Origin of the sequence: Bacillus cereus group sp. BcHK124, from assembly GCF_027712065.1 — a bacterium.
GTDB lineage: Bacteria > Bacillota > Bacilli > Bacillales > Bacillaceae_G > Bacillus_A > Bacillus_A pacificus.
This window is the reverse complement of sequence record NZ_JAQFPJ010000009.1, coordinates 1-14,091: the sequence shown is the minus strand read 5'-3', so window position 1 is coordinate 14,091 and position 14,091 is coordinate 1. Positions and strand designations below refer to the sequence as shown.

Here is a 14,091-nt window from a genome sequence, read left to right as displayed (position 1 = left end):
AACTTGTTGAAAAGGAAGTTAGGTGGGGGACTTGTTAGAGCTAAAAGGTAACTTATTTGAAGTTATGAAAAAAATTAGGGATGAGTTAGGTTCACCGAATGATTTAACAATTAGGGAAGTTGCCCTTGCTGGCAGTTTTACACGTTGTGCTGTTATTTTTCTGTGTGGGTTAACAGATAAGGATAATGTTTATAAATATGTAGTTCGTACACTTCAATATGAAGAAGTACAAAAAGAAGCAGCTATCGTTCAAACTTTATTGGATCGTTTTATTTCTATTGCAGAAGTTGGTAAGAAGACAACATTTCCGGATATTATAAATGCGATTTTAGCGGGAGATACAGTTATATTAATTGATAATATTCAAACTGCTATCGTGATTAATAGTAGAGCTTGGGAAAAAAGAAGTTTAGAACCGCCAGTAACAGAAGATTTAATACGTGGACCGAGGATAGGATTAAATGAAGATATTAACGTGAATAAAATGTTAATTCGCCGTAGTTTACGTGACCCAAAGCTGAGATTTCAATCTTATATTATGGGAAAGAGATCCCAAAAAGAAGTGACTTTAGTATATATAGAAGACATTATTAATCCTTACATTGTAAAAGAGCTAGATCGGCGTCTTCAATCCATAGTGACAGATGTCGTTTTTGAGACGGGTACAATTGAGCAATTAATTCAAGATAATAATTTGTCGCCGTTTCCGCAGTTTTTGAATACGGAAAGGCCTGATAATATTGTGGCCTCATTAGCGAAAGGAAAGGCAGCTATTTTGGTGGATGGATCCCCGTTTGCGCTTATAGCTCCGCTAGTATTTGTCGATATTTTTCAATCTGTGGAAGATCATTATGAGCGTTGGGTAATAGGAACTTTATTAAGAATTTTGCGGATGGGTTCTGGTATAGTTGCAATTTTAATGCCGGCGATGTATGTAGCGCTCGTCTCATATCACCAAGGACTTATTCCTTCTAAATTGGCTTATTCGATTGCTGGAGCAAGAGAAGGTGTTCCGTTTCCTGCCTATATTGAAACGTTAATGATGGCATTAACGATGGAGTTAATACGAGAAGCAGGAATTAGGTTGCCGAAACCGATGGGACAAACAATTGGGATTGTAGGTGGTCTTGTAATTGGAGAGGCAGCGGTGAATGCAGGAATTGTAAATCCGTTTTTAGTTATCATTATTGCGGTTACAGCTATTGCTACATTTTCACTTCCAGTGTATAGCATCACAATTACGTTTCGGATTTTACTTTTCGTCTTTGTATTAGCAGCAACGGCTTTTGGGTTGTATGGAATCATTCTAGCTCTTATTGCGCTTGCTGTTCATATTACAAATTTAACAAGTGTTGGTGTACCGTATACAACTCCAATTGCTCCTGCATTTTATAAAGATTGGAAAGAAGAGTTTATTCGCATGCCAAAATCAATGCTGAAAGAGAGACCTGAATATTTACAAACAAAAGATTCTACAGTACGTCCAAAGGAGCGAGAATAATTGAAACCATTTGAGTATGGCGATGAAGAAATTGGATCTCGGGAAATTGGGTTTGCGGTATCATCGACCATTATTGGTATAGGCGCATTATCTATGCCAAGGGATATTGCAAACCAAACATTATTTTCAGATGGTTGGATTATTTTGCTTTTGGGTGGATTAATATGTGCAGTTTTAGGTTGGTTTGTAACGAGGGTAGCTATTTTATTCCCGAAACAAAACTTTGTTCAATATACAAGTGCGCATTTGACGAAGCCTGTTGCGTACACGATTAGTAGCATTTTAGTATTAACGTTTGCTGCTTTGACAGCATATGAATCGCGAATGATTTCAATTATTTCCCAAACGTATTTGTTTAGTGATACACCAATACAACTACTGTCTTTCTTTTTCTTATTAGTTGTTATTTATGGAATAGCAGGATCTAGAGCAGCTTTATTAAGGTTAAATGTTCTATTTTTACCTATTGTTTTAATTGCGATAGTGCTTCTTTCTTTATTGAATATAAATTTAATGGAAATAAATAATTTACTACCAGCCTTTCAAACGAAAGTGAGTCAATATGCTGTTGGAGTTAAAAATTCTATTTTTACGTTTATTGGATTTGAAGTAGCTCTGTTTTATGCTGTGTTGCTGAATGATAAGGCGGCAAAAAAAGCACCAATGGCAGTTGCGAAAGCGGTAATGGTAAATGTGTTGTCGTACATTTTAATTTATGTAACTTGTATTAGTGTTTTTACGTATATGACAACTCGTGGATTGACGTACCCAACAATTGAATTAGGGAAAGAAATTGAAATTGGTGGAGGGTTTTTAGAAAGATTTGATGCAATTTTTTTTACAACTTGGATTATTACTATTTATAACACTACAGCAATGTATTATGATGTCGCATCGTTATTATTTTGCGCTATGTTTCCGAAAGTGAAGAAACATATTTTCATTTTTGTAAGTGCCCCGATTATTTTTATGGTGAATATGATACCTAGTAGTTTAAATGCTTTATCAAATTATGGAACTTATTTAGCTTGGATAGATATGGGGTTTGTCGTGTTAGCACCTTTGTTAGTTTTTATTGTATATAAAATAAGAAGAAGGAATGGTAGAAATGAAACACCTTCTTAAAATTATAATGGTTATGGTTTTAGTTGGATCTATCAGTGGGTGTTCTGAGCTAGAAGAAATAGAAGAAAGAGGATTTGTAGTAGGTGCAGCCTATGATATCGTGAAAAAAAAGAAATCGAATCCGATTATGAAAGGGACGTATCAGATGGTGCTTCCCAGTAAGCTAGCGCAACAAGGGGGACAAGGTGGTGGAGATAGTGAAAATTATATTAATGTGAGTGCGAAAGCAGATAGTGTCTTTGAGCAAATCCGAATTATTGCTAAAAAAATTAGTCGAACATTATTTTTTCCGCATATACAAGTCATTATTTTTTCGGAAGAATTACTGGCGAATCCGTATGTTTTGCAAAATACGTTAGATGTATATATTCGCGATCATGAAATGAGGAGAAATATTCGTTTGTTTGTTTCGAAGAAGAATGCCGAATCTATTTTAAAACAGAGTGCAAAACCTGAAAATTTACCGGCGCAGTACATTGATATGTTAGCTGAACATCCTCCGAAAAATGCCCAAATGATTGAGGCTGCAAGAATTGGTGAGGTTCAGGAAAAGATGATTGCGAGCCGAAGCTTCGTATTACCTATTCTTGAATTAACAAAGCAAGGTGTACAAATGAACGGGGCAGCGTTGTTTCGTGGGAAGGATAATAAGTGTGTAGGTAGTTTGAATGGGGAAGAAACATTAGGAATGAATTATATAGTAGGTAAAAAAATTGGAGGTTTTTTTACTATCCGCAAAAAGAATCAACTTATTACATATGAAATTCATAAGTTGCGTCGGAAAATTAAAGTATCTACAACAAATGTTACAAAACCAAAGTTTAATATTCACTTATTTTTGGAAGGTACAATAGCTGAGTTACACTTTAGTGATCATAAAAAGGTCTTGAATGAAAAACGTTTAGAGAAGGATATTTCGAAGGAAATGGAGACGCGCATCCGAAAATCCGTTCAGCTTGTTCAAAAAAATATAAGGTAGATGTATTAGAATTAGGGGAAGTGTATAAGCGGCATAATTATAAAGAGTGGAAAAAAATAAGTAAGAATTGGGATCAAGGTGAAAATTACTTTAGTGATGCTGAGGTTACTGTTCATGTTCATCCAACAATTGAACATACGGGTTCAGCTTTACCAAAAAGAGTAAAGTAAGGTGATGGAGGTTGTTTACTGGATTAGGGATTAGTTGCACAATATTAATGGCAGTTCTTCCGGGAGCTATATACTACATTCATAAAAAAATTACAACGTATGGAGCGCAGCCTTGGAATAATGATGTGCAAAAAAAGAAACCTGAATAATTTCAGGTTTCTTTCGCACAAAGCATATGTGAAGGGGGATACCTTCTATGTATGCTTTGTTTTTATACAAGCCCTAACCAATGTACCAATTGTGTAGAGAGGAATGTCACAACAATAGCGATAACGGTAGGGATTGCAAACGATAAGAATGTCCATTTTGCACTTTTTGTTTCTTTATATATGTTAACCAGTGTCGTTCCACATGGGAAATGAAGAAGTGAGAACAACATTGTGTTTAACGCCGTTAACCAAGTCCAACCATTTTCTAAGAATAGATTTTTAATTTGATTAAAATCATCTATTTCAGTTAAAGCTCCGGTTGATAAGTAAGACATTAATAAAATCGGGATAACAATTTCGTTCGCTGGTAGTCCAAGAATGAACGCAGCTAGAATAAATCCGTCAAGTCCTAACATTTTAGCGAATGGATCTAGGAAGTTTACAAAATACATAAGTAGGCTTGTGTCACCGATGAAAATATTAGCAAGTAACCAAGTTAATGCAGCCGCAGGAGCAGCTACAACAACAGCTCGTTTTAAAACATAGACGGATTTATCGAGTGTTGCACGCACAATTGTATTCCAAACCTTTGGCTTACGGTATGGTGGTAACTCGAGTGTGTAGTGAGTTGGAACGCCTTTTAAAGCTGTTTTTGATAGTACCCAAGAAACGGTTAATGTCATAACGATACCAATTACAACCATTCCAACTACAACTCCAGCAGTAACCAATGTTTGCATACTACCTGTATAACCGGCAGCCATAAATAATGAAGCCATTAAAATTAACATAGGCCAGCGACCGTTACAAGGAACGAAGTTGTTTGTTAAGATTGCAAGCATACGTTCACGTGGTGATTCAATAATACGTGTTGACATAATGGCTGCTGCATTACAACCAAAGCCCATTGCCATTGTTAAAGATTGTTTACCATGTGCACCAGAGCGTTTGAATAAGCGGTCCATATTAAACGCAACTCGTGGTAAGTATCCGTAGTTTTCTAATAGTGCAAACATAGGGAAAAAGATGGCCATAGGTGGTAACATAACGCTAATAACAGCACCGATACCACGGAATAAACCAAGTATTAAAATGCCATGTAGCCATTCAGGTGCATGTGCTGCTTGAAAACAAGATGTTAAATATCCTTCGGCCCATCCGAAGAACTCAGCAATCATATCAGATGGTACGTTAGCCCCTGCAATTGTAAGATAAAAAATGATAGATAAAATACCAAGCATAATTGGGAATCCCCAGATTGGAGATGTGAAAATTTTATCTAGTTTTTCAGAACGATACAATTTATCCGTATTTGTATATTGAACAGATTCTTTACATATGCTTGCAGATGTTCGGTAAATATCTCCGACAATATCATCTCGTATATCCTCTTTTGATAGTGCTTGTGCATGTTGAATAATATAGTCTAATGGAAGAGCTTTACTGGCTGAGTGAGATTCCATTCATTACGACCTCCCTTACAAGTGGTTCATTATGGTGTTTTTGAAGTGTAGTTAAGAAATTTTTATCTCCATCTAATATACGTAACGCAATCCAGCGTGCTGGATACGTATCACCGAACACTTTATAAATTTGTGGTTCTAATTCCTGAATCATATTCTCGATTTTTTCGCTGTAAGAAATTTTAATTGGTGTTGGAATTAGCTTTTTATTTGCTACTTTGGCAATAACATTTAGTAAATGACCGATGCCTACTCGGTTACGAGCGGAAATTTTAACTACAGGTACACCGAGTGATTTTGCTAATTTCTTTTCATCAATAACGATGCCTTTTTTCTCAGCTTCATCAATTAAGTTAATACAAATGACTACGTTGCTCGTCATTTCCATCACTTGGAGTGCTAAATTTAAATTTCGCTCCATAGCAGTTGCATCGACAACAACTACAGTTACTTCTGGTTTTTCAAATATAATATAATCCCTTGCTACTTCTTCATCTGCAGAATTTGAATATAGTGAGTAAGTTCCAGGTAAATCTATTAATGTATATTTACTACCGTTATGTTCATATTCCCCTTCAGCTTTTAAAACAGTTTTTCCTGTCCAGTTTCCAGTATGTTGTTTTAAGCCTGTTAAAGTATTAAATAATGTACTTTTCCCGGTATTCGGGTTGCCGGCTAAAGCAATGCGATGTTTGCTCATCTGAAATCATCTCCTATTAATATCCCGAAAATAAGGGAGCTTTCTTCCTTACGTAGTGCAATAGTGGTGTTGCTTACTTGATAAGCGACCGGATCTCCAAGTGGACTGCGTTGTAATACTTTAATTGTTGCCCCAGGGATAAATCCTAAATCTAATAAACGTCGTTTCATAGTTCCTTCTAATTGTATCTTCTCAATTTGTACAAACTCTCCTGTCTTAAATTCGGAAAGTGGTTTTATATTAGCCGATACCATAAAAGTTACCTCATCTCTATATTGTTAGTTTAAGTTTAAAAAGTTTCCTTAGGTAAACTTTTTGTTAGTAATATAGTAGACTACATTGGATGATGCTGTCAATTGGTACTTTAAAAATATTCATTTATTTTTAGAATTGTTCCAATTTATTTAGTTGTACTAAAAAATATTACTGAAATTCTGTGTAATGTGCATAAATTAGGCGTGTAAAAGTAACAAAATACAGCGGAATTGTAAATGTAACTTTAACTAAAAGGGAAAAAGAGTGAAAAACATTTACATTTAATTTACATTGTTAAGAGTAAATTTACATTACAGCTTAATTAGTGTGGATTTTGTTGGGTTCTTTAACTATAAATGTTGGGATTCCTAGTTTTTAAGGATTATTATCGTCATTTACTTAAAATTAAAAATTGCTTAACACTCACATAATATTATTGTCCTACAATGAATTTGTGTTCGAAAGAAGTAGATAAATGTGAAAAGTGATAATCCAAATGGGGGTACAAGACATGGTCATGAAAAAGGGTATTAAATTTTCTTTAGCAGCTTTAGTGGTAGCGGGTTCATTAGTGGGATGTGGAAAAGCAGAAGAGACATCAGGTAAAGATGCTAAAGGAAGCGATAATGCAAAACAAGAATTGTCAGGTACGATAGCAGCTGCAGGCTCTACAGCACTTCAACCTCTTGCAGAGGAAGCTGGAAAGAAATTTATGGAGAAAAATTCAAACGTTTCTATTCAAGTGCAAGGTGGCGGTAGTGGAACTGGAATTAACCAAGTAGCTTCTGGTGCGGTCCAAATTGGTAACTCAGATGTTCCATCTGCAGATAAAATAAAAGATGCTGATAAGGCGAAAGAATTAGTAGATAACAAGGTGGCGGGTATTGCATTCGCACTTGTCGTAAATAAAGATGTAAAAGTTGATAACTTAACAGTACAACAAGTACAAGATATCTTCACTGGAAAAGTAACAAACTGGAAAGAGGTAGGCGGGAAAGATGAAAAAATCAACGTAATTAACCGTCCAGCTTCTTCTGGTACACGTGCTACATTTGAAAAAACAATTATGAAAGATGCGAAAATTAATGACGGAACTGGTACTACACAAGATTCTAACGGTGCAGTAGAGCAAGCGATTAATTCTACTCCAGGTTCAGTAAGTTATTTAGCAATGTCTTACATGGTTGGCGAGAAAAAAGGTGCGCTACAAACAGTGAAAATTGATGGTGCTGAACCAAAAGTTGAAAACATTGCGTCTGGTAAATATCCATTCTGGTCTTACGAGTACATGGTAACGAAAGGTGAAGCGAAAGAAGCAACAAAAGCTTACATTGACTATGTAAAAGGTAAAGATTTTGAAAAGCAAGTAGAAGATATGGGTTATATTCCAATGTCTAAATTAAATAAGTAATAAAATTTATGGGGCTGGCTGCAAGGCCAGTCCTGTTCATTTCAATTTATGAAGTGGGGTCTGTCCTGTGATGAAGGGGAAAAAACAAATTAATTACGTGAAAAGTGAATATATAGGAAGATCACTTGTTACGTTTTGTGGTATTTTTATTGTTTTAGTTACATTAGCTATTATTGCGTTTATTTGCGGTAAAGGAATTCAATCTTTTACGCAAAGTGGTATCTCGTTTACTGAGATGTTAACATCGACAAAATGGAGTCCAAATGCTGATGAGGGAACTTTCGGGGCTGTAATTTTCATTGTAGGTTCAACGGTGGTTTCGTTAGGTGCGGTTATTATTAGTGCACCAATTGCTATAGCTCTTGCTATATTCATGAATTTAATTTCGCCGAAGTTTGGAAATAAAGTATTGAAGCCTGTTTTAGAATTATTAGTTGGTATTCCTTCGGTTGTATACGGATTATTAGGGGTTACAATTTTAGTACCGCTATTACGTGATTCGTTTGGGGGAGTAGGGTTTAGTTTAATTGCAGGTATTATTGTCCTGAGTATTATGATTTTACCTACTATTGCTAGTATCGCTTCTGATGCAATACGCTCTGTTCCATTTGATTATTTAGAAGCTTCTTATGGTTTAGGATCAACGAAATGGCAAGCGATTAGCCGAGTAATTGTTCCTGCTGCGAAAAAAGGGATTTTAACAGGTGTTGTTTTAGGTTTAGCGCGTGCTTTTGGTGAAGCGTTAGCGGTTCAAATGGTAATTGGGAATACGGTTAAATTACCAGAAGGAATATATAGTCCGACAGCAACGTTAACTGGTATTTTGACAATGGATATGACAAATACATTAAACGGAACTGCTTGGAACAATGCGCTATGGACTTTAGCAATGATTTTACTTGTTATTTCATTCCTGTTTATTTTAGTTATTCGAGCAATTGGGCAAAGAGGTGAGCGATAATAATGAATGCAAGGACGGTAAATAAAGTTTGGACAGGTATCTTTTATGCGGTTGCGGCTTTAGTCGTAGCTTTACTAGTGTTCTTAGTATTTGAGATTTTACAAAAGGGATGGGGTTTTTGGGATCCTAATTTCCTGTTTGGAGAACCAAGCAATACAAGAGCTGGTGGTGGGATTGGTCCGCAGTTATTCAATTCATTCTATATGCTTGTTATAACGCTTATTATATCTATTCCACTTGGATTAGGCGCTGGAATATATTTAGCAGAGTATGCAAAACAAGGACGTTTTTTAAACTTTGTTCGTTTATGTATCGAGACAATGGCATCTTTACCTTCTATTGTTGTTGGTTTATTCGGTTTGTTAGTGTTCGTTACAATGACAGGATGGGGATACACAGTAATGGGTGGTGCCCTTGCTTTAACGATTTTAAACTTGCCAGGTTTAACACGTGTTTGTGAAAATGCGATTTCAGAAGTTCCTGCTAATGTGAAAGAGGCGAGCCTTGGGTTAGGTGCAACAAAGTGGCAAACGATCACTCGTATTATTATCCCGTCGTCATTACCGCAAATTATTACAGGTGTTATTTTAGCGGCAGGTCGTATATTTGGTGAAGCAGCAGCATTAATTTACACAGCGGGTTTAACATCTCCAATTTTAAATTCAGCAGCGGACTTCTCAAGTCCTGCTCATCCTTTAAATCCATTTAGACCAGCTGAAACGTTAGCGGTTCACATTTGGAAGTTAAATTCTGAAGGGATTATCCCAGATGCGAAGTTAATTGCGACAAAATCTGCAGCTGTATTAATTATTATGGTATTACTATTCAATGTTATTTCACGATTAGTAGCATCTATATTGCACAAACGTTTTACAGGAGCGAAAAGAAAAAGTAAAACGACGAAGAAGGTAAAAGCAGCATAAATGATAAAGAGGAACTCTCTATTTATAAGTAGGGAGTTCCTTTTGTGTTTTAGTATAGAAGGAATGGAAGTAACGGGAATTGAATTATATAGATGAACAGGTGCAAATGAAGGGGTGGAGGAATTGTTTTTTCTGCAAATGTCAGGATTTCCTGGATCGGGAAAATCGACAGTTTCTAAGTATATAGCGAAGTTAACAGGTGCTGTAATTGTAGATCATGACGTTTTGAAATCGGCATTGTTACAATCGTTAGAAATGAAAGGGATTGAATCGACGGTTGTTGGAGGAGTATCATACGATGTTGAATGGGCATTGATTGATTCTTATTTAGAACAAGGGCATAGTGTGATATTGGATAGTCCATGTTTGTATGAAGGGATGGTTGAAAAGGGAATAAAACTGTCTAATAAACATGGTATAAAATATAAATATATCGAATGTTATCTTAATGATATGGAAGAGATTAATAATAGGCTGCAAACACGTAAGCGTATGGTCAGTCAGGTTGGACGAGTGGATTCCGAAGTAGCTTTTAAAAAGTGGTTAGATGGTAGTAAAAGACCTTTATATAGTGAATATCTTATTGTGGATTCTAGTGAACCGCTAGAGCGGTATGTGGAAAAAATGATGGATTATATGAGCAGGTAGAGAAAAAGCGTTATCTTCATTCATGAAGATAACGCTTTTCTTTTAAATATCAGGTGTTTCTGTAGAAGTGTTTATTTTTCTACGAGAGCGCCTTTTTCTCCCGATTTTATCTAATAGTTCATACATAACTGGAACGACTACTAATGTAAGAACAGTTGAGACTGCCAAACCACCGATAACAACAACGGCTAGGCTTTTTGATACCATACTTCCTGCTTGTGATTGGCCAAATAGGAGTGGGAGCATAGCAACAATTGTTGTAATAGCTGTCATAATAATGGGACGTAATCTAGTGGAACCTGCTTCGAGTAAGGCTTCTCGCGTTTCCATACCATGTTCCCGGTTTTGTTGTACTCTTTCTATTAATACGATAGCGTTTGTAACGACAATCCCGATTAACATTAATGCACCGATCAAGGAATTTACATCAACTGGTGTTCCTGAAATGATTAATCCTAAAATACCGCCGACAGCAGCTAATGGCAAGGAGAACAAGATTGCAAAAGGAGCACGTGCCTGCCCGAAGGTAATAACCATAATTAAATATACAATCCCAATTGCAATCCCCATAATCTTGAATAAATCTGTGAAGTTCTCTTGCATAGATTCAGTGGCGCCTGCGATATTTACTTTTGCTCCGCTAGGTAAATCTAGGCCGGCTATCGCTTTGTTCACTTCAGTGCTTACCTTGCTTAAATCTTCATTTGAAGCTTCTGCGGTAATTTGAATGGTTTCTTTTCCATCTTTATGGAAAACTTCTGTTTGAAGTTGCTTTTCTGAAATAGTTGCAATGTCTTTTAAAGGAATTGGTCCATTAATAGGTGATAGTATGTTTGTGTTTAAAATGTCTTCTTGTTTAGTAATACTTTCTTTTTTATGTTCTATCATAATAGTAGTTTTTTCGTTATTGATTGAAAGTTCACCAATAGGTGATTTCTTCATAAGGAATGCCACTTGTTGAGCTGCTAATTCTGGTGTTAATCCTAGTTGTTCGGCCTTTGTTTGATCAACATGGATTTGCCATTCTTTCTTAGAGTCATCTAAATTCGTTTTTACTTTAGAAAGATCATCCATATCCTTTAGTTTTGTTTCGACGATAGTAGCAGCCTCTTTTAAATTTGTTTCGTTAGTGGCTGTTACGTTGAATTGCAAATTATTGCCGCTGCCAGAGCTTGAATAACTCATTTTTATATAATCAAGTTCCGCGGGTTCAAAAGTTTTATGTTCTTTCTTTAACTCTTTAATATACTGATCAATATCAGAACCTTTTTTAAAGACTACCAATATACTTGCGAGATTATTTTTCGTCGTTTGCCCCCATTGTGCATCTTCTGCGCTAGATCCCATTCGTAAAATAACATCCGTTACATCTGAATTAGAAAGTAGCTTCTTTTCGAAATCAAAAGCTTTTTGTTTTTGTGTTTCAGGAGCGTAATCAGCCGGAAAAGTCATGTTAATAGATAACATTGTGTCGTCTTCAGATTTTATATTCGCTTTCGGTAGTAATACATAGGCGGCGATCGATCCTGCGAATAATAAAAAAGAAGTAAGTAGAATAATGAATTTATGCGAAAGAGCCCACTTTAATGTAGCGACATATCGTGGTGAAGAACTTGGTTTTTTATGTTTTGTTTTTTTGAGTAGTAAAAAAGCCATAAGTGGAACAACTGTTAGTGCAACGATTAAGGATGATAGTATAGAATATACGACTGCTAATACCATAGGTAACATTAATTTTCCGATTACTCCTGATACGAGACCAATAGGTAAAAAAACAGCGACCGTTGTTAAAGTAGAAGAAGTAATTGCGACGGCGACCTCTTTCGTTGCATCGAGAATAATATCTTTAGAGAAAGCTTCTTTTTGTAAACGTCGGAAAATATTCTCAATGACAACGATGCTATCATCGACGAGACGTCCAACTGCAACGGCTAAACCACCAAGTGTTAGAGTGTTAAGTGTGATGTTAGATTGGTGTAGTAAAAAGAGTGTTAATAAAATAGATAATGGAATACTGACAACAGCAATGAGTGTCGTTCGGAAGTTGCGTAAAAAGATTAAGATAATTAGAGTTGCAGCAATTGCTCCAAGGATTACTTCTTTTCCCATGCTAGTAACAGCATTTTCAACTTGTTCATGAGTTGACGCTAAAAGTTTAATAGAAAATTGATCTTTATATTGTTTACTTATATCTTTAATTTTTTTATCGATTTCTTTTCCGATTGCAACTGCATTTTTACTTGGCTCTTTCATGATGATTAATCCAGTGCCTTCTTCGCCATTTATATGTGAGATTGTATCGTAGTGTTGTTTAAGTTCAATTTGAGCAACATCTTGCAATTTTACTTGAGGTGCAACGGTGATGTTTTTAATGTCATCTACATTTTTTATATCCCCGATGACACGAAGGTTATATTCTTCTTTATTAACGGTAACAGCTCCAGCTGGAGTGGAAGTTTCTTTTCCTTGTAAAACTTTTAATATTTGTTCCGGTGTTACGTTTTTATCTTTTAATTGGTTTGGATCTAGTATAATAGATAATTCAGAAGTTGATTTTCCGAAAAACATAACGTTGGCAACACCATCAATGCTTTCGAGTTGTGGTACGATTTCTTTTTCGATTTGTTTTTCATCTGCTTTTGAAAATCCGTTTTGCTTTTGGATTGCAATTTGAGCGAGTGGAATCATAGAAGTATTTAATTGGCTAACTATCGGTTTTGTTGCATCTTTAGGTAATTTAATTGTAGTAAGGGCCTTCTCAACTTCACGTGTGGCATCTTTCATATTTGCTTTGGATGTATACGCGATATCGATGCGTGATAATCCTTCGTGAGTAGAAGAGGTGATGTTGTCAATGTGTTCTAAGTTGCGAAATTGTTTTTCAAGGGGAGCGGTTACTTCTTTTGTCATTGCTTCGGCGTCGAGTCCTGGAGATAAGGTTGTAACGGTGACTGCGGGATTATCGATACTAGGTAAAAATTCCATAGGTAATTTAGAGCCGGAATAAACACCGAGTATGGAAATGAGAAAAACCATGATGATAACAGCGGCGCGGTTTTTTAATGAAAACTTCGTTAACCTATCCATAAAGTAATTCCTCCATTGGCTTATTTGTAGTTGAGTACGTCTTTTCTTACTATATAACAAAAAATGGATATTTTTCATTAATTAAATGTAAAAAAATTCTAACAATAATCTTAAGTTGATGTTTCGTTGGAATTTCGTTATCTATCCCGCCGTTGGTCGGACGATAAAATTCTCGCCTCGAATTCGGTTGGGGTGGAGCTATCTGCCAACAACCGGTTCTTTCAATTAGTAATGATTTGTGTGGAGGGACAAAAAATCAACATGTTCGTATTATTAGGAAGTGGCGAAGCTATTTTCTTTTTAAATGTGGACTTTAATGTAGAAGAGAATGAAAAGGTGGGAGGGATTATGAAAGGCAGTTTGGTTAATTAGAGTGTATTGGTATACAATCAAAATACTTATTTTCAGTAGAGAGAATAAAAGGTTTTACTATAGAAGAAAGTAGGATAGATAATTTTTTTGTTTTTTTTATAAAAAACACTTGTTATTTAAAAACCATGATGGTATATTAATAAACGTCGCTGATGCGGAAACGCAGAAAACGATAAAAAAGAAATTTTAAAACTTAGTTGACATCGAAAAATGAAGATGTTAATATGATGAAGTCGCTTCTGAAGCGATGGACAAGTTCTTTGAAAACTGAACGAAACAAACAACGTGAAACGTCAATTTTTATTTTAGATGCTAGACAAACTAACTTTATTGGAGAGTTTGATCCT

12 protein-coding genes and 1 pseudogene are annotated in these 14,091 nt (G+C 35.6%); 9 read left to right on the top strand and 4 right to left on the bottom strand.

Features of this window, described 5'->3' with window-relative positions:
- Positions 1 to 22 precede the first annotated feature (22 nt).
- From gerLA to PDK19_RS15340, 4 genes and pseudogenes are all read left to right on the top strand, one after another.
- A complete protein-coding gene (gerLA, locus tag PDK19_RS15355) occupies positions 23 to 1,501 on the top strand; it encodes a spore germination protein GerLA (protein ID WP_014893307.1) in 1,479 nt (492 codons plus the stop codon).
- Positions 1,502 to 2,626 (top strand): spore germination protein GerLB, encoded by a 1,125-nt coding sequence (gerLB, locus tag PDK19_RS15350; RefSeq protein WP_000802001.1) that lies wholly within the window; start codon positions 1,502 to 1,504, stop codon positions 2,624 to 2,626.
- Positions 2,610 to 3,775: pseudogene (locus tag PDK19_RS15345) on the top strand (Ger(x)C family spore germination protein). The gene gerLB and the pseudogene PDK19_RS15345 overlap by 17 nt, the downstream one beginning before the upstream one ends.
- Before the next feature lie 11 nt (positions 3,776 to 3,786).
- Positions 3,787 to 3,924, top strand: coding sequence for a hypothetical protein (locus PDK19_RS15340; protein WP_000493992.1), 138 nt, complete (start codon positions 3,787 to 3,789; stop codon positions 3,922 to 3,924).
- 62 nt (positions 3,925 to 3,986) lie between these two features.
- On the opposite strand, the gene PDK19_RS15335 is transcribed toward PDK19_RS15340, so the two are convergent.
- Genes PDK19_RS15335 through PDK19_RS15325 form a run of 3 tightly spaced genes read right to left on the bottom strand, consistent with a single transcriptional unit; the run spans position 3,987 to position 6,341 of the window.
- On the bottom strand, positions 3,987 to 5,387 hold the full coding sequence (locus PDK19_RS15335) for a nucleoside recognition domain-containing protein (protein ID WP_000443585.1): 1,401 nt from the start codon (positions 5,385 to 5,387) through the stop codon (positions 3,987 to 3,989).
- Positions 5,365 to 6,087 carry a FeoB small GTPase domain-containing protein gene (locus PDK19_RS15330; RefSeq protein ID WP_000033861.1) on the bottom strand — a complete coding sequence of 241 codons (723 nt, stop codon included), beginning with the start codon at positions 6,085 to 6,087 and terminating at the stop codon, positions 5,365 to 5,367. Before PDK19_RS15330 ends, PDK19_RS15335 begins: the two co-directional genes overlap by 23 nt.
- Positions 6,084 to 6,341, bottom strand: coding sequence for a FeoA family protein (locus tag PDK19_RS15325; protein WP_000252983.1), 258 nt, complete (start codon positions 6,339 to 6,341; stop codon positions 6,084 to 6,086). Before PDK19_RS15325 ends, PDK19_RS15330 begins: the two co-directional genes overlap by 4 nt.
- A 512-nt stretch (positions 6,342 to 6,853) precedes the next feature.
- On the opposite strand from PDK19_RS15325, the gene PDK19_RS15320 reads away from it, so the two are divergent.
- From PDK19_RS15320 to PDK19_RS15305, 4 genes are all read left to right on the top strand, one after another.
- Positions 6,854 to 7,753 (top strand): phosphate ABC transporter substrate-binding protein PstS, encoded by a 900-nt coding sequence (locus PDK19_RS15320; RefSeq protein WP_000245119.1) that lies wholly within the window; start codon positions 6,854 to 6,856, stop codon positions 7,751 to 7,753.
- A 70-nt stretch (positions 7,754 to 7,823) separates the two neighbouring features.
- Positions 7,824 to 8,714, top strand: a complete 891-nt coding sequence (gene pstC / locus PDK19_RS15315) for a phosphate ABC transporter permease subunit PstC (RefSeq protein ID WP_011040013.1) — start codon at positions 7,824 to 7,826, stop codon at positions 8,712 to 8,714.
- Positions 8,715 to 8,716: 2 nt separating this feature from the next.
- Complete coding sequence (pstA, locus tag PDK19_RS15310) at positions 8,717 to 9,637, top strand: phosphate ABC transporter permease PstA (RefSeq protein ID WP_000994138.1); 921 nt, start codon at positions 8,717 to 8,719, stop codon at positions 9,635 to 9,637.
- A gap of 123 nt (positions 9,638 to 9,760) precedes the next feature.
- A complete protein-coding gene (locus PDK19_RS15305) occupies positions 9,761 to 10,285 on the top strand; it encodes an AAA family ATPase (protein WP_000465762.1) in 525 nt (174 codons plus the stop codon).
- A 42-nt stretch (positions 10,286 to 10,327) separates the two neighbouring features.
- Here PDK19_RS15305 and PDK19_RS15300 read toward each other — a convergent pair whose 3' ends face one another.
- On the bottom strand, positions 10,328 to 13,372 hold the full coding sequence (locus PDK19_RS15300; RefSeq protein ID WP_270707499.1) for an efflux RND transporter permease subunit: 3,045 nt from the start codon (positions 13,370 to 13,372) through the stop codon (positions 10,328 to 10,330).
- 126 nt (positions 13,373 to 13,498) lie between these two features.
- On the opposite strand from PDK19_RS15300, the gene PDK19_RS15295 reads away from it, so the two are divergent.
- On the top strand, positions 13,499 to 13,744 hold the full coding sequence (locus PDK19_RS15295; RefSeq protein ID WP_011040015.1) for a hypothetical protein: 246 nt from the start codon (positions 13,499 to 13,501) through the stop codon (positions 13,742 to 13,744).
- Positions 13,745 to 14,091: the final 347 nt, after the last annotated feature.

Coding starts and splice junctions, on each gene's coding strand:
- PDK19_RS15335 (WP_000443585.1), bottom strand. CDS start 5,387: ATGGAATCTCACTCAGCCAGTAAAGCTCTTCCATTAGACTATATTATT.
- PDK19_RS15330 (WP_000033861.1), bottom strand. CDS start 6,087: ATGAGCAAACATCGCATTGCTTTAGCCGGCAACCCGAATACCGGGAAA.
- PDK19_RS15325 (WP_000252983.1), bottom strand. CDS start 6,341: ATGGTATCGGCTAATATAAAACCACTTTCCGAATTTAAGACAGGAGAG.
- PDK19_RS15320 (WP_000245119.1), top strand. CDS start 6,854: ATGGTCATGAAAAAGGGTATTAAATTTTCTTTAGCAGCTTTAGTGGTA.
- pstC (WP_011040013.1), top strand. CDS start 7,824: ATGAAGGGGAAAAAACAAATTAATTACGTGAAAAGTGAATATATAGGA.
- pstA (WP_000994138.1), top strand. CDS start 8,717: ATGAATGCAAGGACGGTAAATAAAGTTTGGACAGGTATCTTTTATGCG.
- PDK19_RS15300 (WP_270707499.1), bottom strand. CDS start 13,372: ATGGATAGGTTAACGAAGTTTTCATTAAAAAACCGCGCCGCTGTTATC.